Below are 18,797 nucleotides of genomic sequence, written 5' to 3' on the forward strand. Positions count from 1 at the left end.
TGTTTCCTGTTTCTATTCGGTTTTGCTCAAAATCAGCGAGGTTCGGTCTGGAGTCATGGCTGTAACCTGCCATCCGGTGTTCATCAAGTCCAGCAGTTGATCGCGCACCAGCATGCGCACTTTCAGCGCCGATTCAAGATCTAATGAGCGCATTGTTTCAATGTCTTCGGGTATCTCTACCACTACTTCTCCTGGTCCTGCGTTTCGTAGGCTTGCCAACGAACTCTCGGTGCTTTTGGTTTTGACTGACCAATAGGCAAATAGGCGATCCGAAACGTCGCCTAGGTTGATCGAGTCGGTCATAGATCCATAGAAATTCGGAAGGTATTCAATAGCGATAGCGCCAAGCTTCACAAAGTTGAAGTAGCAGTTCCGGCGAACCAGCGGGTCGAAGGTCCAGGTGATTGCATCAATGGAATTCTCTGTGGCCCATTCCATTTGGTGCTGCTTGATCTGAAAGCCAACCCCCGAAACCGTAGCAGCGGTTACATGAGAGTGCAGAATATTTTCAGAATTGAAGCTGCCCCTGATACCAAACGACGCACCAACTGCATGGCCATCGACTTCGGCAATTACGCAGTAAGCGCCCACGTGTACGGCAGCCAGAATCAAATCAAAAGGTGCGACGTCGTCGCCGTCCTGCCAAACGGTTCTAAAAAACTCGGCCACCTTGATTGCGTCCTCAGCAGAGGACACCTCACGCAGCACAACGTTGTTCATGATTCAATTCTTCCAGATAAAAGTAAAGCGGGAGCACGCCTAAGCATGCCCCCGCTTTAGTTTTGAGATTACTTGGTGCCGTTGATGGTCGCCTCAGTAACACCGAACGGTGACAAGTTCCACTTAGCCAAAAGCTCAGCGTAAGTGCCGTCATCGATGAGTGACTGAACAGCGGCCTGGATAGCAGCGGTCAGGCCTGTGTTGGCCTTTAGAACACCGATACCTGTGAGAGCCGAGGTGTAGCCCTCAGGCGCGTCGGTAGGTGCAACTAGGTCAAAGTAAGCGCCCTCGCCTGCAGTCTGAACGGTGTAGGCAGCAACCTGACCGTCGTTAACACCAGCAACAGCCTTGCCAGCACGGATTGCGTTCTGAGCATCGCCATCGGTTGGGAACTCAAGAACCTCAATCGGGGTGTCACAGCTTGGGTTTACCGCGTTGATTAGGTCGATCTGTGCGGTTGCAGTCTGAATTGCAACTACCTTGCCACAAAGGTCTGCAAAGCTGTTGATACCCTCTGGGTTGCCTTCAGCAACTACCACTGCAAAACCAGCTGAGAAGTAGTCAACGAAGTCAAGGACTTCCTGACGCTCTAGGGTGTCGTTCATACCCGACATGATGATGTCGTGGGTACCTGACTGAAGTGAAGGAATGATTCCATCCCAGTCCTGGTCATTGAAGCTAAGAACAACGCCAAGTTTCTTGCCAATCTCAACTGAAAGGTCGTAGTCGAAACCGGTTGGGTTGTCGTTCTCGTCAAAAAGCTCCATTGGAGCATAAGGAATGTCGCTGGCTACTGAGATGCCATCCTTGTACTCTTCAGGCAATAGCGCTGCCGCGGCTGGGTCAGTCGGCACAAGCTCATCGGTGTTGGTTGCTGCAGGTGCGGCACAACCGGTTAGAACAAAAAGGCTAGCGGTCGCAAGAGCTGCAAATCCCGCAATCTTTGAAACAGACACGTGTTCTCCTCTTAAGGGGTTTGTGGGGTGTACTTTTAGAGCCTAATTGAGGCTCGCGAAAATTATTCGGGTTTGGCGCAATGTTTACAAGAACGAAATGACTAAAGCACTGAGCTCAGGAAAGCTTTTGTCCTCGGGTTCTGTGGATTCTCGATAACCTCGGTCGGACTGCCAGACTCAACGACCACTCCGCCATCCATGAACACCACGGTGTCGGCGACCTCACGTGCAAAACCCATTTCGTGTGTCACGACAATCATGGTCATGCCGCTCTTAGCAAGCTTGCGCATTACATCCAAAACATCGCCGACTAGCTCTGGGTCAAGTGCCGAGGTTGGCTCGTCGAAAAGCATCAGTTTTGGCTCCATCGCCAAAGCGCGGGCAATAGCAACACGCTGCTGCTGACCACCTGACAACTGAGATGGGTAGCTATCCGCTTTATCTGCCAAGCCGACAGAATCGAGAAGTTCTCGAGCTTTAGCGATTGCCTCAGCCTTTGGTACGCCCTTTACGCCAACCGGCGCTTCAATGATGTTCTCGAGAGCGGTTAGGTGCGGGAACAAGTTGAAACGCTGAAAAACCATACCGATTTCGGCACGCTGCTTGGCGATCGCGGTTGGCTTCATCTCATAGATAGCGTCTGACTTCTCCTTGAAACCCATAAGCTCGCCGTCTACATAGAGGCGACCACCGTTGATGGTTTCTAGGTGGTTGATGCAGCGCAGAAACGTTGACTTACCGGAACCCGAAGGGCCAAGCAGGCACAGAACCTGCCCCTGCTCCACTTGTAGTGTGATTCCTTTGAGGACCTCGTTGGCACCGAAACTCTTGCGAATCGCGCGAGCGTCTACCATCAGCGGCTTGCTCATACGTTTCCCTTCATGCCAATACGCATCCAGCGCGATTTTTGATCGGCAACACTAAAACCGCGACCGTACTTCTTCTCGAGGTAATTCTGAGGAATTGAAAGGACGGTAGTCATTACCAAGTACCAGAATCCGGCAACTACCAATAGCTCCACCTGAGCAAGGTTCTGTGACGAGATCTGCGAGGTACGAGCGTAGAGCTCCATAACTGCGACTACCTGGAGCAACGAGGTGTTCTTGAGCATCGAAATAAACTCATTGCCCATCGGCGGAATGATCACGCGCATGGCCTGAGGTAAAACAATTCGGCGCAGGGTGTACCCAGAACTCATACCAAGGGACTTTGCTGCCTCAGTCTGCCCAGCATCAACCGAGAGGATTCCTGCTCGCACGATTTCAGCTGCGTAGGCACCCTCATTTAGTGACAGTGCAATGATGCCGGCGATTAGTGCGGTGAACACCAAGCTGGTCTTTTCAGAGAACCAAATGATGTCGGTAAACGGGATTCCGATTTCAATGTTCGGGTAGATGATGCCCAGGTAACCCCAGAAAACTACCTGCAAGAGCAACGGGGTTCCTCGGAAGAAACCGACATATCCGGTAGCCACCGCGCGCAAGACAGGGTTTGGAGAAAGTCGCATCACGGCAAAGATTACGGCCAGGATGGTTCCGATAAACATCGAAATTACCGTAAGCACAACGGTAAGCAGGGCAGCTGCCATTACCTTCTCATTGAAAATGTACTTGTCAATGATGTCGTGGTTGATGTTTGGCGAGGCCCAGAGCGAGTAAACGAAACTACCAATTAGGGCAACAAGAATAACTGCTGACACCCAACGCCAAGGATGACGAAGCGGCACCGCAACGATGTCGTCGCTTAGTGCCTTGTCCTTTGGAGACATCTAACCACCTTCGGCTGAAAAATTATTCTCGTCAAATCTTATGCCTTTATCGCAGAGAACTAACTGCGATAAACGGACTACTGGTAGGGAGTACGGGACTTGAACCCGTGACCGACGGATTATGAGTCCGCTGCTCTAACCGGCTGAGCTAACTCCCCCTGGTCTTGAGTATCTAATTATCTTCGTTTCTTAAGCGTTCAGCCGCATCCTTCACGGCCTCTTTTGCCTTGTTGGCGGTTTTCTTTGCTGTTTTCTTGACCCGCTCGTTTACCTCGTGGGCTTTTTCGATAACTTCGTCACGGATGTCCTCAAGCTTGTCGATAACCTCTTCGGCTACATCTTCGGCCTTATCCCTTAGGTCGTGCGTTGCCTCACGCAAGGCTCGTGCTCGCTCGCGAAGTGCCTCAACCCGATCATGCAGAGATTCCGGCAAAATACCGATTGGGCGGGTGTAGTCATCGCTGTTGTCATCAGAGGTCTTATCGGTGTCATTATCACCGCGATAAAGCCCCTCAAAAATAGTCAGGGTGCGCTCTATGTCGTGGGCCTGAATTAGGTGAAGTGAGTTTTCAGACAGACGATCGAGCTCGGCCTGATCTGCGGTGAGAATCCGCTTCAGCTTGTCGCTAAATTCTACGACGTCGTCAGGCTGGAAGAGGTAGCCGTTGTCCCCATCGTGCACCAAGTGCGGCAGGGCCATGGCGTCTGCAGCAACGACCGGTCGACCCGAGGCCATCGCCTCCATCGTTGCAATGCTCTGAAGCTCGGCTATGGAGGGCATTGCGAACAAAGTCGCCCGTTCGTACGCCTTCGGCAATTCCTGCTCGCTGATGTGCCCCAAGAAATGCACGTTCTTCGCGATGCCTAGCTCTAGCGCCAAGTTTTCCAGATACTTACGCTCGCCGCCGTCACCAACAATCTCCACCTGTGTGTTGAGCGATTTTGGCAGCATGGCCACGGCCTTAAGCAGGTTGTGGATGTGCTTCTCGTAATCCAAGCGGCCCAGGAACAAGATTCTCGGCTCTGCGTTTGAAGTCGGTGAGGTGTTAGCAAACTTTGAAGCATCGATTCCACAGCTAATCGCCAACACACCGTCGACCCCGGCGGCAGCCTCTAGAAGCTGAGCTGCTCTGCGCGTTGGTGTAGTAATTGCGTCAACCTGAGACAAAACGCGCCCGGCATCAGCCCAGGCCATTTTCATAACGGTCTTTTCAAGGAACTTTGGCACGATTACCGAGTACTTAATTAGGTTCTCGGGCATGATGTGGTTTGTCGCTAGAAGTCGAATGCCCTGCTCTTTGGCGCTCTTGACCAGGTATCTACCCATGATCAGGTGCGACTGAATGTGAACAGCGTCAGGCTTTACCTCGCGCAGAATCTTGTCAGTCTTGGCCTTTAGTGAATACGGCCAAACATATCTAAGGGTTTTGTGCTGAGGAATTCGGTAGCTCTTGATGCGGTGAACGGTCATCTTGGCGCCGTCATGCTGCTCGATGAAAGTCCCGTGCTGTTCGTTATATGCAGAGGCGATGATGTGAACATCGTGCCCGTGACGTGCAAGTCCGCCGGCTAGACGCTCGGCGAATCGCGCTGCGCCGTTGATGTCGGGCGGAAATGTGTCACAACCAATGACGATGGTGAGTTTTTTGAAACTAGGAGCACCGGGGGCTACTGCCAAAGTTATAACCTCTGCTAAGAAGACGATGTTGCGGGACTAACCCGCATTGAAATTTTACTTGAAGGAGTGTCGGACTGAACTACACGTGAGCTTTTTTAGGACGAAGTTCAGGATGCACCTTAGAAATTAGGTAAACACCAACCACAGCGACCAGTGCGCTGAGCCCAAAACCAATCATGGTAGGCAAGCTTGCCTGCTGTGCCTCTCCGAGGATGACAATACCGATGGAGACGGCAACCAGCGGATCAATCACAGTAAGGCCGGCGATGACGAGGTCAGGTGGACCTGAAGAATAGGCATTTTGAACAAACCATCCGCCCAGTGAAACTGCAATCAGGAGACCTACGGCACAGAGTGCGGTCAACCACTCAAACTGTCCCTGGTAAATTCGCTGGATAACGACCTTTGCCAAGGTAGCAACGAATCCATACAGCACGCCCGCTCCAACCACGTAGATCAGCGCATTCATGCGCTTTCCGAGCGTGAAAAATAGAGCACCGAACACAACGAGGATTGAGGCGAGAACAATCAGAACCTCAACTAAGTGGCCATCGGTGAGTTCAGTCTCGTCAGCAACACCTGAAGCCATCAATACAAAGGCGGCGATTCCGAAGGTGCAGAGCGAAATGGCAAGAATTGTGCCCCGATTTAGCCGAGTCTTAGTGGCTCGTGCATTGAGGAGTGAGGTTATCACCAATGCAATAGCACCGATGGGCTGAACCACTATTAGGGGCGCTAGCGACAGGGACCCGAGTTGAAGCACGATGGCCAACCCCATAAAAAAGGTGCCAGAAAGCCACTTTGGGTGCTTGATGACATTGAGAAGTTGTTTTAGCGAAAGAGAGCCCTTGAGCTTGTCTTTTATTTTGCTTTTTTGAACGACCGCGTCGTTCTGGAACTGGGCACCAAAGGCCAATGCGACTGCAGCTAGGACCGCAAGCAAGATAGCGACGGTGCGCATGTCTAGACCTGGTCCCATTTGCTCTCCCTTTTTGTAGCCCTTCGACTCTATCTTTGAAATCGAGGGTTTCCGGTGAGGCTCGGGGGTAAATTTGTAGGATGACCATTAGACCTATTTGCATCACTGGTGACCCAGTCCTACACAACCGAGCCGCCGAAGTTACTGAGTTTAACGACGAACTCAGAACCTTGGTAGCCGACATGTTTGAAACTATGGACAAGGCTCCGGGCGTTGGCCTAGCCGCGCCACAGATCGGTGTTGGTCTGCGAATTTTTACCTATGACTACGCCGATGATGAAGGCAACGAACGCCGTGGCGTGATCATAAACCCGAGCCTAGAGATTGGCCCGATTAGCGATGAACCGGCCGATGAGGACACCGAGATCGAGGGTTGCCTATCAGTGCCCGGTGAGCGCTTTCCCCTCAAGCGAGCTGAGACTGCGATAGTCACGGGCGTCGATTTGGACCAGAAACCGGTACGCATTGAAGCAGACGGATGGTTTGCACGAATCTTCCAGCATGAGTTTGACCACCTAGATGGGATTCTTTACGTTGACCGTCTCGCAGAGCCGTGGAAAGAGATTTCGACGGACATTATCGAAGATAACGGCTGGGGCAAGCCAGGCAAGAGCTGGTTACCTGGTCGCGACAACCTTGAAGGCTAAGAACAACTGAGCCCTGGTTGCAAATCCACACTTGGCTGTCAGGTCGTTCAGGGTCTTTCTTACTCGGTAATTAGGCACTTCAAAGTGCGCTGCAATTTCAGAATCATCTTTTCCTGACAAGAACTCAGCAACGAAAAGCCGAGTTTGTTCATCGAGGTTCGCCACGTTTAGCGCAAAACCAATTGGAGCCGCGGGGAGCTCATCAAACTGTGCCAGAAACTCACCAAGCTCAACGAAGTTTGGATTGTCGCCCTTGGCCTGCGAGGACCGAACCGCCCGCAAAAGCTCTTCTGGTCCGGCCTCTTGGGTAACTAGATCGGTCGCGCCGGCCGCGATGCTAGCCAATTGGAGCTCTTTACTGAAGTAAGGACCTGTCAAAATAACCGGCGGCATCTGTGAATCGTAGGCAAGGTAGGCCCGATTCAACTCGACAATTGCCGACACGCCATCCAGGGATTTTAGTCGGTGGTCAATTACTAGAACATCGATCAGGGCCTTAGGTGCACGCTCAGCTAGCGAAACCGCATCATCATCTTCGAAAACAATTTGAAGGTCATCTTGGGCCTCAAAAATCATTCGACGGCCAGCTCTGATATCAGCGTCACCGTCAACTAATCCGACACGAATGAGATTGGCCATTTTTAGTGAATTCGTTGACCGGACGCAGCCAAGGTCTTGAGCCTTGGGAAAATTGCTGAAAGCGTGAAACCAACGCCAGGTACCTGTGTTGCCTCGATGCTGCCACCATAAAGAGCCGCGCGCTCCCGCATTGCAGTGATACTCGCGCCCTTGATTGGCTCAATTAGTGCTCGTAGGTCGTCGTCTGCGGTATAGCCCGACTCTTCAACGCTCAGGTTTAGATCTGCGCGTCGGGAGACCTCAACGCCATTATCTTTGACTAACACCTGGAGACCTTCGTCAACCCAGCTGAAGGCAATGCTCACATCGGTTCCAACCGGGCAGTGCTGCTTCACGTTCTCGAGGGCATCGACCACGATTCGATAGACAGCCAATTCAGCGCCAGTATTGATTCGAAACGGCACTCCTTCATGGCTCATCGAAACTGAATAGCCGAACTCGCGATAGGCCACAACAAGGTCCTCAAGATTCTTGATCCTTGGCGGTGCGGCAGTAACGGTGTGTTTACGGTTCAACATGTCGAAGAGTCTTCGCAATTCGGTGTGTGCCGCTCGCGCACTCTGGCCGATACGCTCCAAGGTTCTGATCGAAGAGTTGATGTCGGCCTTTGCGGCGTATAGTCCACCCTCGGCCTGTGAAATCACGGCAGAAACCTTCTGAATAATGAGCTCGTTGATGTCACGAGCAATCTCAAAGCGCTCAGTCTGCTCGGCAAGCTCCAGGGCCAACTGCGATTGGAGATCAGTGGCGATGGCTCGATCAAACGGTGTTCCGACGTGTAAGTGGCGAGTGATTAGGTACCGCCCGCCCAGGAACGCCGTTGCATTTAGGCCAACAATTGCTAGCCCAGAAATTGCCAAAGCGAAAAGGCGCGCACTGTCATCGAGCAGAGCAATTCCAAAACTTCGAACGGCTGGACTTCCGGAGTAAACCAAAAGCCCAGCGAGTGTGGTTCCGGCAACAACATTTACGCCAAAAATTACCCGTGCAAATAGCGGGTTGGCCATCAGGGCAAGAATGAAGAGGGCCGCTAGCGCACTGGCTACTCCGGCAAGGAGCGAGAGCCCCAGGTAAATTGCTAGACCCGGTGCAATAACTAAGAGTGCAACACTCAGCCAAGGCTGCTTATACAGCGCCAAAATCGCAAGGCTGAAAAGCGAGGATGCTAGTAAAGCCCAATAACCCTGGGACATAAGGTCGATGCCGCCAAAAAAAAGGACACCAAATAGTGAAAGGTAAGTTAGGGAGAGCCATTTACGGTCCTGGATCCAACGTATCAACGTGGCCTCCAGATCATCGAAAAAGAGTGGCTCCCCGGCTTGGACTCGAACCAAGAACCTATCGGTTAACAGCCGATTGCTCTGCCAATTGAGCTACCGAGGAATGTTGATTTAGCAACCTGAAAAGATTAGCAAAGTTTTAGGGGCAAATCGCCGGTTTTCGCGAAATTAGTATCCAAGTTTTGCTGATACTGCGCCAACCAGCGGGTCACCAGCAATAAAGGCAAGGGTGTTTTCACGGATACGCTCTGAAAACAAGCGCACCACCATTTCGCGTGTATCGGCTGTGTGCGGTGTGATCAGAATGTTCTTGGCATCCCAAAGCGCGTGGCCTTCCGGCAGGGGTTCAGGGTCAGTCACATCGAGCGCAGCACCGGCAATTACACCTTGATCAAGTGCAGAAATTAGGTCTTCACTCTTGATGATTGGTCCGCGAGCAATGTTGACCAGATACGCGGAGGGCTTCATTAGTCCAACGCGCCGGGCATCAAACATGTGTCTGGTCTCAGGCGTGAGGGCTGCTGTAATCACAACCAGGTCCGCTAGCGGTAACTCAGCATCCAGGCTTTCAAAAGTAAGTGTTTTGCAGCCTTGAAGGCCAAGAGCCTGCTTGCGAATCACCGTGACATCGGCACGAAAGGGTGCCAGCAGATTCAGCAGCTCCTCAGTGATTCCTCCCCCACCAACGATTAGAACTTTGGCTTCATAAAGGCTCACCGCAAATGGCCGGCCCCACTGTTTTGCGCGCGCCCGCTCTGGCAAAATTCGCATCAGAGCAAGGCTCATAGCCAAGGCATGTTCGGCAACCGGTTCGCGATACGCACCCTTAGCTGACGTGAATCGATGCGGCATCTGAATCACCTGATCGAAGGCATCTACCCCAGCAAACGGTAATTGCACCCAATCAATTTGCGGATAGCTACGCAGCACCTCGCCCAAGTCACCAGGTGAAGAATAATCGGTCCAGATTAACCCCTTGGTTTCCGTCGAAAGAGGTGCAAACACTCCCCCTGCAGATTGAACTGCTTCCTCATACTCCGGAAAACTCTTTGGAGCAATCGAAATAACCTTAGGCACCTTGAAGCCGACGCCTTTCAGCTTCGAGATCAACCAGCTCGCGCTGAATTCTGGAGGACTCTTCTGGCTCTAGGGTGGCGTCAACGCGTCGAAGCGCGGCAAGGAGATCGGCTTTTGCGTGCGCAAGCGCGTTGACTAACGCGCGGCCAATTACACCCTGGCCATACCTGACCAGACCTGCCTGGTCGGCTGCCGGCAATGACTGAGCAGCAATTTCACGCAGTAGTGGGTGAAGTTCCCCTGGTGTTGCACCGGCAACGGTTGCCAAGAACTCAGGCTGCTGCCTAACCGCCGCCGCAGTGGCAACCGCCTCCAAAATGGCGTTGTGCGCCGGGGCCGAGAACCCGTCGCGAACAAGTCTGGCTAATTCCGCCTGGCTGTAGCTGTCAGGAACCTGGACAAGGACCTCAAGCACTTGGCGCTCGAATCGAGTAATCGGGTCAATTAGGTTTGGCAGCGAAAAGCCGGCTACCTGCGGTTCAGGCGCAGACTGAGTGCTGACTTGATCTCTTCGGAGGTCTGCAACCGCTTCTTTACGAACGGCCTTACCTGCAGCATCGACCAACGCGGCTACCTCGTTGCCTTCAAGATTCACCCATCCGGCAAGTTCTCGAATATATGCTGGGCGAAGAGCCGAATCTCGGATTCCGGCGACGATAGGCGCTGCAGCGCGAGCCGCGCCAACCCGCCCCTCGATTGTTGCCAGATCGAACTTCGAAATCTTCTGTTTGATAGCAAACTCAAACAACGGGCGCTTATTCTCAATCATCAGCCGGACAGCTTCGTCGCCCCGAGCTGACCTCAAATCGCATGGATCAAGACCATCTGGCCCGACAGCAACAAATGTTTGAGCCGAGAATTTCTCTGAATCAGAGAATGCTCGCATAGCCGCCTTCTGACCGGCAGCATCAGGGTCAAAGGTAAAAATGACTTCTGCTGGAGTGTCTTTTTCAGCCGATAGCATGCGGTTCAGGATCCGAATGTGATCATCACCGAATGCAGTTCCGCAGGTAGCTACAGCTGTGGTGATGCCTGCTAGGTGGCAGGCCATTACGTCGGTGTACCCCTCGACAACAACCACCTTTTGCTGCTTTGCGATGTCGCGCTTTGCCAAATCAAGCCCGTAAAGTACCTGTGACTTGTGGTAAACCAAAGTGTCACTTGTGTTCAGATACTTGGGACCCTGATCATCATCGAAAAGTTTTCGGGCACCAAAACCAATTACCTGGCCGGTTGTGTCTCGAATTGGCCAAATTAGACGACCACGAAATTTGTCGTACGCGCCGCGCTCACTCTTGGTTGCCAAACCGGCAGTCACTAGTTCATCCAGGGTGAACCCTTTAGCGGTGAGGTGGTCGACTAGGTTATTCCACCCCTGAGGTGCAAAACCGATGCCAAAATGCTCAGCCGCGGCTTTGTCAAAGCCCCTGCCTTTTAGGAAGTCGCGCCCAGGAATCGCTGCGTCAGTCATGAGTTGATTTGCATAGAATTCAGCTGCTGCAGCATTTGCCTCTAGCAATCGAGACCGCTGCCCCTGATCTGGACTTGAGGAGCCCTCTTCGTAGGTAAGTTCAAAGCCAACCCGAGCTGCCAACTTCTCGACTGACTCATAGAAACTCAACTGATCCATTTGCTGGACGAATTTGTAGACATCGCCTCCCTCGCCGCAACCGAAGCAGTGATAGAAACCCTGAGCAGGTCGGACATTGAATGACGGGGACTTCTCATCGTGAAAAGGGCAGAGTCCCTTGAGTGATCCAACGCTGGCTGGTCGCAGTGCAACGTACTCGCTAATGACATCGGCGATGTTTATCCGAGATTTGACCTCGTCGATGTCTCGCGCTCGAATCTTGCCTGCCATAGAAGTTATCCTAGGTCGCATTCGGTGAGCCGACTAAGCGGTGATGCAGGTTGATTGCACTCTGATCGGTGAGCGATGCAACTTGATCAACAATCACCCTACGGTGCTCGGCCTCAGTCTTGGCGCCTGCCCAGGCTGCGCGGGAGTAGGCGTCAAGGTGTTGGCCATTTGCAGCCAGGAGGGCATCAGCTAACTCAGCGAGTAAAGCACGTTGCCATTCATAAAAAGGACGGCGAGACTCATGAGACATCAGGAATGCCGAGACAATGCCCTTGAGTGTGGCAATTTCTTGTCGAACCGAGACCGGAACCACAATGTTGGCACCGAAACGCGCCATCGAATCACTCGGTGAGGCATCAACAATGGCATCGATGGTCTGACTGACAAATCGTCCGATCAGGGCGCTACTTAGGTTCTTCAGGGTGCCCTGGGCTTCTGCGCTCTTGTCGTAGTGCTTCAACCAGTAGGTTTCGGCCTTAAGTCGATCCAAGGCTTCACTAAGCTCATCCTCGCTGTAGATACCCAGACTCCACTCGGCGATTTTGGCTACCAGTTCACTGCCTGAGCGCACATCACTCAGGACCGAAAGGTCAACGAATCCACCGACAATGGCGTCTTCAAAATCATGCACTGAGTAGGCAACGTCATCGGCGAAATCCATGACCTGAGCCTCAACAGATTTAACCCGATACGGTGCACCTTCTCTGAGCCAATTGAAAACCGGCAGGTCATCTTCGTAAACACCAAACTTGATCGAGTGCTCGCGACCCTGAGGTGCATCAGCAAGACTCCACGGATACTTGCAGGTGGCATCTAGGCTGGCACGAGTCAGATTTAGTCCGAGCGAGGTGCCGTCAGGCAGGAAAACTTTTGGTTCGATGCGCGTGAGCAAACGCAGAGTCTGAGCGTTGCCCTCAAACCCTCCAATGTTCTCAGACCAGTCGTTCAGAGCCTTTTCACCATTGTGCCCGAACGGCGGATGACCCAAATCATGGGCCAAACAAGCCATGTCAACGATGTCAGCGTTGAGGTTTAGGTCACGTGCCATTTCGCGACCAATCTGAGCCACCTCTAGAGAGTGGGTCAAACGAGTGCGAGCAAAATCTCCACCAGACGGAGAAAGAACTTGAGTCTTGGCACCGAGTCGGCGAAGGGCAGACGAATGAACCACGCGTGCCCGATCGCGGGCAAACTCTCCGCGCCGAGTGCCGCTGGTGCGCTCTTCGGTCAGGAACCGTTCACGATCGAAGTCACTGTAGCCAGGCTCGATTGAGTTTCGAATGTCCATTTAGCCTCCTGAAACTCCGATTTCCGCGTCTAGAAGGACCTTGCGCTGGTCACTGATCAACTCACGCGACTGAAGCCAATTCTCTGGGAGTGCGCAAACTTTTGCACCACCCAGTCGTCCACGTGGGCCCTCGGCTTCTTCACCCGGATACGGTTGTTCGCGATCAAGTGTTCCCAGGATGTCATCCATGTGTGCCAGCGACTCAACCTGTGCAAGTGAGGCTCTGAATTCCCCACCCACCGGATACCCCTTGAAGTACCAGGCAACGTGCTTACGAATGTCTCGGCAGGCGTGTTCTTCGCTCTCAAAAAACTCGACTAGAAGCTCGCCGTGACGCTTGAACGCATCAGCAACTTGACCAAGGTTTGGCTGAATCGGCGAGATAGCAGCATTTGAGTTTGGATCACGCTGGTACTCATCGAAAGCCGCCTGAAGGTCTCCAAACAACCATGGACGACCTAGGCAACCGCGACCAACTACTACGCCGTCTACTCCGGTTTCGCGCATCATTCGAATTGCATCTGCGGCTGACCAGATGTCACCGTTTCCAAGAACCTGGACATCCGGCAGAGACTCTCTGAGCGTTGCAATTGCCTGCCAGTCCGCCTGCCCCGAGTAATACTCCGAAGCTGTTCGGCCGTGAAGAGCTACCGCGGTCACACCGGCATCTCTGGCTGCTTTTCCGGCATCCAGGTAGGTTAGGTGATCCGAATCGATGCCTTTGCGCATTTTTACGGTCAGCGGGATATCGCCGGCGGCCTTAACTGCGGCCGTGACTATTGAAGCGAAGAGGTCCTGCTTCCAAGGCAGAGCAGCTCCGCCACCCTTTCGGGTCACCTTCGGCACCGGGCATCCGAAATTCAAATCGATGTGGTCCGCGCGGTCCTCTGCAACCAGCATGGTTACAGCCTCAGCGATTGTCTTTGGGTCAACACCGTAAAGCTGCACTGAACGAATGTCTTCGGACTCGTGATGCCCTACTAGTCGCAAAGACTCCTCGGTTCGCTCGACGAGCGCCCTAGAAGTGACCATCTCAGAAACAAACAGCCCGCCACCAAATTCACGACACAGACGACGAAAAGCTGTGTTAGTGATTCCAGCCATCGGTGCCAGCACCACCGGGGTTTTAATCCCGATGGAGCCGTACTGCAGTGCCGGCTTCTCGCCCAGTTGATCTGTCATGGTTCCTAGGAAACTAGCTTGGCGCCAAGGTATTCGCGAAGCTTAGACAGCGATACGCGCTCCTGCTGCATGGTGTCTCGTTCGCGAACGGTAACTGCCTGGTCGTCAAGAGTCTCGAAGTCGACGGTCACACAGAATGGAGTTCCGATTTCGTCCTGACGACGGTATCGACGACCAATCGCACCCGAGTCATCAAAGTCGATGTTCCAGTAACCACGTAGCTCCTGAGCGAGGTTACGCGCTACTGGCGATAGGTCCTCATTACGAGACAACGGAAGAATGGCGGCCTTCACTGGAGCCAGGCGGTAATCAAGGCGGAGAACTGTACGGACGTCTACGCCACCCTTGGTGTTTGGTGCTTCATCCTCAGAATATGCGTCAACCAAGAAGGCCATTAGCGAACGGGTTAGACCCGCCGCTGGCTCAATTACGTAGGGAGTCCAACGCTCCCCCTTGGCCTGGTCGAAGTAGCTCAGATCGGTGCCTGATTCACGGGAGTGAGTGGTGAGGTCAAAGTCTGTGCGGTTTGCAATACCTTCAAGCTCGCCAAATTCACTGCCCGGGAAGCCGAAGCGGTACTCGATGTCGACGGTACGCTTTGAGTAGTGTGACAGCTTCTCTTTGGCGTGCTCGTAGAGGCGCAGGTTGTCCGGATTGATACCCAAATCGGTGTACCAATTCATACGCTGTTCAATCCAGTAGTCGTGCCATTCTTCGTCGGTTCCAGGCTCGACAAAGAATTCCATCTCCATCTGCTCGAACTCGCGGGTACGGAAGATGAAGTTTCCAGGTGTGATCTCGTTTCGGAATGACTTTCCGATTTGACCGATTCCAAACGGAGGCTTCATTCGAGCTGCACCAAGAACGTTGGCGAAGTTTACGAAGATGCCCTGCGCCGTCTCTGGACGCAGGTAGTGAAGGCCTTCCTCGGCTGCTACCGGACCCAAGAAGGTTTGTAGCAAACCGTTGAAGGCTTTCGGCTCAGTCCAGATGTCCTTGCCGCCACAGTTTGGGCAGGCAATGTCAGCCATGCTCTCAGGAGCACGACCCTTCTTCTCTTCGAAAGCCTCTTCTAGGTGATCCTGGCGGAAGCGCTTGTGGCAGCTGGTGCACTCAATTAGAGGGTCTGAGAACTCACGAACGTGACCAGATGCTTCCCACACCTTGCGAGGCAGGATTACTGAAGAGTCAAGTCCAACAATGTCTTCGCGGCTCTGTACTACAGTCCGCCACCACTGCTTTTTGATGTTCTCTTTTAGTTCAACACCCAGTGGTCCGTAATCCCAAGCCGAGCGGCTTCCGCCGTAAATCTCGCCTGCCTGAAAAACAAATCCACGACGTTTTGCGAGAGAAATTACTGAATCTAGACGATTTGGGGTAGCCACTTAAACTCCTTGCCCAAGCTGGATGCCTGGCACTTGTTCGAAGTTCTTAGTCTACTTTGAAGCCTGGGATTTTGGCTGATCTACAGCCCCACCAAATCTTCTATCTCGCTGGTGATAGTGCCCGATGGCAGCCCACAAAGAGGTTCGATCAAAGTCTGGCCAGAGGGTATCCATAAAAACAAATTCCGCATAGGCAGACTGCCAAAGAAGAAAGTTTGAGGTGCGCTGCTCGCCCGAGCTTCGAAGGAACAAATCAACATCTGGCAGGTAGTTGGTGTTGAGATACTTCTGAATGGTGCGCTCTGACACTGCGCTTGCCCTTAGCTTGCCTGATTCAACATCGGTGGCAATTGCTTTCACAGCGTCGGCGATCTCAATTCGTGACCCATAGTTCACACACATAGTCAGAGTCAGCGTCGTGTTCTTTTCGGTCAACTTTTCAGCCGCTCTAAGCTCATCGATCACCGATAACCACAGCCGCGGCCTGCGACCAGCCCAGCGAATCCGGACGCCCCAGGCATTCAGTTGATCGCGACGCTTTCGAAGCACCTCGCGGTTGAATCCCATAAGAAAACGAACCTCGTCAGGTGAACGCTTCCAATTTTCGGTAGAAAACGCGTAGACCGTGAGGTACTTAACCCCGGCTTCAATCGCTCCGGCAACAACGTCAAGCAAGGCCGCCTCACCGGCTTTATGCCCCTCTACCCTAGTGAGTCCGCGCTGGTTGGCCCATCGACCGTTGCCATCCATAACAATGGCAATGTGCTGCGGAACAGATCCGGGCACAAAACTTGGCACGGTTACGCCCGGCTTGGCTACTGAATCAAAAGTACTCATTGACGTTCCACGTGTTGAAGGGACTTTAGTCCGCGCTCGATGTGCCACTGACTATAAGCAGCAACGATACCCGATGCTGCGGAGCGAATACCGTCAGGAGCAGCCTCAACTACTTCCCACTCGCCAGACAAAAGCGCGCCGAGCATGACCGCGGTTTGCTGGTCAATGACGGCCGCACCTGCTGGCCGGCAATCACGACAAACCACGCCGCCGAGCTGCATCACAAACGCCTGATGAGGTCCTGGCGCGGAACAACGAGAGCAGTCAACAAAGTTTGGAGCCCAACCCGCAATTGCCAGTGCACGGAGGAGGTAAGAATCTAAAACTAAAGAGGCATCATGTTCACGGTTGGCCAGTGACCTGAGCGCACCAACCAAAAGCAAATACTGCTGAGGACTTGAGTCATCACCGGTGAGTTTTTCGGCGGTTTCAACCATCGCCGTTGCAGCGGTGTAGGCAGGGTAATCGGCAATGATTTCGCGGCCGTAGGCCCCAATAGTTTCAACCTGATTGACGACATCGAGTGTGCGACCCTCATAAAACTGGGCTTCAACAACCATGAACGGCTCAAGCCGGGCACCGAACTTAGATCCGGTACGGCGTACACCCTTGGCTACAGCCCTGATTTGCCCGTTGTACCTTGACAAAAGCGTGACGATGCGGTCGGCCTCACCCAACTTGTGGGTGCGCAGCACAACCGCTTCATCTCTGTATAAAGGCACAGAGCAAGTATCCGACTAATTGTCCTGATTAGTTGCGAATGGCTCGGTTCACCGCGGAAATAACCGCCTTGAGAGACGCAGTCGAAATGTCGCCATCAATACCAACACCCCAAAGTGTCTTTCCGTTGACCTCTAGTTCGACGTAAGCGGCTGCCTGAGCATCGCCACCCTCACTCAATGTGTGTTCAACGTAGTCGAGCAGGCGAACTTCGACGCCCTGCTGACTCAAGACACTCAAAAATGCTGAAATCGGGCCGTTACCGGTACCGTGTGCTTCCAACTCGCCAGTTCCATCACGCAACACGATGTTGAGGTCGACGGTGCCGTTCATGTCGCTGGCGGTGCGCATCTTCTTGAGCTCGAAACGGCCCCACTTTAGGTCGATTCGGTCCGCAGGGGCCGGCAGGTACTCATCGGTGAAGATGTCCCAAAGCATGGCTGATGAGACTTCGCCGCCCTTTTCATCGGTACGGTTTTGAACCACACGTGAGAACTCAATCTGCAGCTTTCTTGGCAGGTCTAGGTGGTGATCAGTCTTCAAAAGATAAGCCACGCCACCCTTGCCAGACTGTGAATTCACACGGATAACAGCCTCGTATGAGCGACCAACGTCCTTAGGGTCGATTGGCAAGTAAGGAACAGCCCAAACCAAGTCGTCGACCGACACGCCCTTGTCATCAGCCTCTTTGGCCATGAGCTCGAAGCCCTTTTTGATAGCGTCCTGGTGTGAACCTGAGAACGCGGTGTAAACCAAATCTCCACCGTAGGGAGCGCGTTCTGGCACGGCCAATTGGTTGCAGTACTCTACTGTCCGCTTGATCTCATCCAGATCACTGAAGTCGATGTGTGGGTCAATACCCTGACTGAACAGGTTCATACCCAGAGTGATTAGGTCCACGTTTCCAGTACGCTCGCCGTTTCCGAACAAGCAGCCCTCAATACGGTCCGCACCGGCCATGTATCCGAGTTCAGCCGCGGCAACTGCAGTCCCACGGTCATTGTGTGGGTGCAACGAAATCAGAACACTGTCGCGTCGGGCGATGTTTCGGCTCATCCATTCGATGGAGTCAGCGTAAACATTCGGAGTTGCCATCTCTACCGTTGCCGGTAGGTTGATGACCATCTTGTGATCCGGCTTTGGATCTAGAACCTCGATAACGGCATTGCAAACCTCAACCGCATACTCGAGCTCGGTACCGGTGTATGACTCTGGAGAGTACTCGTAGTAAACGTCGGTATCAGGAATCAGCGACTCCATCGAGCGGCATTTGCGAGCACCCGAGAGTGCGATCTCCATGATGCCCTGTTTGTCCTGGTTGAAAACCACCCGACGCTGAAGGACTGAAGTTGAGTTGTAGAAGTGCACGATTGCCTTCTTGGCACCCTTTAGCGACTCATAGGTGCGCTCAATAAGGGCATCGCGGGCCTGAGTTAGTACCTGAACAGTCACGTCTGCTGGGATGTGCCCATCTTCAATTAGTAGACGAACGAAGTCAAAGTCAGTCTGGCTGGCCGATGGAAATCCAACCTCAATCTCCTTGTAGCCCATCTTGACTAAAAGTTTGAACATCTTGAGCTTGCGCTCCGGACTCATCGGGTCGATCAATGCTTGGTTGCCATCGCGAAGGTCAACAGCGCACCAGCGCGGAGCTTCAGAAATTACTTTGTTCGGCCAGGTGCGATCTGGAAGTGAAACCGCAATTTGCTCGTGAAATGGTACATATTTGTGAACCGGCATTCCCGAAGGACGCTGTGTGTTTTCCATGATGTTCTCCTGT

The 18,797-nt window shown here is 53.1% G+C and carries 17 protein-coding genes and 2 tRNA genes; 1 reads left to right on the top strand and 18 read right to left on the bottom strand.

The genetic code is table 11. The features are described from left to right. Positions 1–12: 12 nt before the first annotated feature. The 7 genes from FFA38_RS03625 to FFA38_RS03655 all read right to left on the bottom strand — a co-directional run bounded on the left by FFA38_RS03625 (position 13) and on the right by FFA38_RS03655 (position 6,101). Positions 13–720: a GNAT family N-acetyltransferase gene (locus FFA38_RS03625; protein ID WP_138315559.1), complete on the bottom strand. Its 708-nt coding sequence runs from the start codon at positions 718–720 to the stop codon at positions 13–15. Between the two features lie 68 nt (positions 721–788). Continuing rightward, a complete protein-coding gene (locus FFA38_RS03630) occupies positions 789–1,676 on the bottom strand; it encodes an ABC transporter substrate-binding protein (RefSeq protein WP_138315560.1) in 888 nt (295 codons plus the stop codon). 101 nt (positions 1,677–1,777) lie between these two features. Further along, positions 1,778–2,545: an amino acid ABC transporter ATP-binding protein gene (locus FFA38_RS03635; RefSeq protein WP_281492793.1), complete on the bottom strand. Its 768-nt coding sequence runs from the start codon at positions 2,543–2,545 to the stop codon at positions 1,778–1,780. Further along, the gene (locus FFA38_RS03640; RefSeq protein WP_138275444.1) at positions 2,542–3,444 is read right to left on the bottom strand and encodes an amino acid ABC transporter permease; all 903 of its coding nucleotides are present in this window, start codon (positions 3,442–3,444) and stop codon (positions 2,542–2,544) included. Before FFA38_RS03640 ends, FFA38_RS03635 begins: the two co-directional genes overlap by 4 nt. Positions 3,445–3,525: 81 nt before the next feature. Further along, positions 3,526–3,602 (bottom strand) — tRNA-Ile (locus tag FFA38_RS03645). A 14-nt stretch (positions 3,603–3,616) separates the two neighbouring features. Further along, positions 3,617–5,122, bottom strand: coding sequence for a glycosyltransferase (locus FFA38_RS03650; RefSeq protein ID WP_336470563.1), 1,506 nt, complete (start codon positions 5,120–5,122; stop codon positions 3,617–3,619). Between the two features lie 79 nt (positions 5,123–5,201). Continuing rightward, positions 5,202–6,101, bottom strand: a complete 900-nt coding sequence (locus tag FFA38_RS03655) for a DMT family transporter (RefSeq protein WP_138315561.1) — start codon at positions 6,099–6,101, stop codon at positions 5,202–5,204. Positions 6,102–6,181: 80 nt separating this feature from the next. Here FFA38_RS03655 and def point away from each other — a divergent pair, with 80 nt between their 5' ends. After that, entirely contained in the window at positions 6,182–6,748 is a 567-nt protein-coding gene (def, locus tag FFA38_RS03660; RefSeq protein WP_138315562.1) for a peptide deformylase, read from the top strand. On the opposite strand, the gene FFA38_RS03665 is transcribed toward def, so the two are convergent. The 11 genes from FFA38_RS03665 to leuA all read right to left on the bottom strand — a co-directional run bounded on the left by FFA38_RS03665 (position 6,719) and on the right by leuA (position 18,784). Next, entirely contained in the window at positions 6,719–7,387 is a 669-nt protein-coding gene (locus FFA38_RS03665; protein WP_138315563.1) for a response regulator, read from the bottom strand. The genes def and FFA38_RS03665 overlap by 30 nt on opposite strands. A 2-nt stretch (positions 7,388–7,389) precedes the next feature. Next, positions 7,390–8,526, bottom strand: a complete 1,137-nt coding sequence (locus FFA38_RS03670; RefSeq protein ID WP_172955996.1) for a sensor histidine kinase — start codon at positions 8,524–8,526, stop codon at positions 7,390–7,392. Positions 8,527–8,694: 168 nt separating this feature from the next. Further along, positions 8,695–8,770 (bottom strand) — tRNA-Asn (locus FFA38_RS03675). A 65-nt stretch (positions 8,771–8,835) separates the two neighbouring features. Then, positions 8,836–9,744, bottom strand: coding sequence for a D-isomer specific 2-hydroxyacid dehydrogenase family protein (locus FFA38_RS03680; protein ID WP_253786105.1), 909 nt, complete (start codon positions 9,742–9,744; stop codon positions 8,836–8,838). After that, a complete protein-coding gene (gene dnaG / locus FFA38_RS03685) occupies positions 9,737–11,605 on the bottom strand; it encodes a DNA primase (RefSeq protein WP_138315565.1) in 1,869 nt (622 codons plus the stop codon). The genes FFA38_RS03680 and dnaG overlap by 8 nt, the downstream gene beginning before the upstream one ends. Before the next feature lie 10 nt (positions 11,606–11,615). Continuing rightward, a complete protein-coding gene (locus FFA38_RS03690) occupies positions 11,616–12,893 on the bottom strand; it encodes a deoxyguanosinetriphosphate triphosphohydrolase (protein WP_138315566.1) in 1,278 nt (425 codons plus the stop codon). Next, the gene (dusB, locus tag FFA38_RS03695) at positions 12,894–14,075 is read right to left on the bottom strand and encodes a tRNA dihydrouridine synthase DusB (RefSeq protein WP_138315567.1); all 1,182 of its coding nucleotides are present in this window, start codon (positions 14,073–14,075) and stop codon (positions 12,894–12,896) included. A 5-nt stretch (positions 14,076–14,080) separates the two neighbouring features. Then, positions 14,081–15,460, bottom strand: a complete 1,380-nt coding sequence (locus FFA38_RS03700) for a glycine--tRNA ligase (protein ID WP_138275452.1) — start codon at positions 15,458–15,460, stop codon at positions 14,081–14,083. 51 nt (positions 15,461–15,511) lie between these two features. After that, positions 15,512–16,297, bottom strand: coding sequence for an isoprenyl transferase (locus tag FFA38_RS03705; protein ID WP_138315568.1), 786 nt, complete (start codon positions 16,295–16,297; stop codon positions 15,512–15,514). After that, positions 16,294–17,019 (bottom strand): DNA repair protein RecO, encoded by a 726-nt coding sequence (gene recO / locus FFA38_RS03710; protein WP_138315569.1) that lies wholly within the window; start codon positions 17,017–17,019, stop codon positions 16,294–16,296. The genes FFA38_RS03705 and recO overlap by 4 nt, the downstream gene beginning before the upstream one ends. Positions 17,020–17,047: 28 nt before the next feature. Then, complete coding sequence (gene leuA / locus FFA38_RS03715) at positions 17,048–18,784, bottom strand: 2-isopropylmalate synthase (RefSeq protein WP_138315570.1); 1,737 nt, start codon at positions 18,782–18,784, stop codon at positions 17,048–17,050. Between the last annotated feature and the right edge of the window lie 13 nt (positions 18,785–18,797).

The sequence above is a fragment of the Rhodoluna limnophila genome (genome assembly GCF_005845365.1).
Classification (GTDB): Bacteria; Actinomycetota; Actinomycetes; order Actinomycetales; family Microbacteriaceae; genus Rhodoluna; species Rhodoluna limnophila.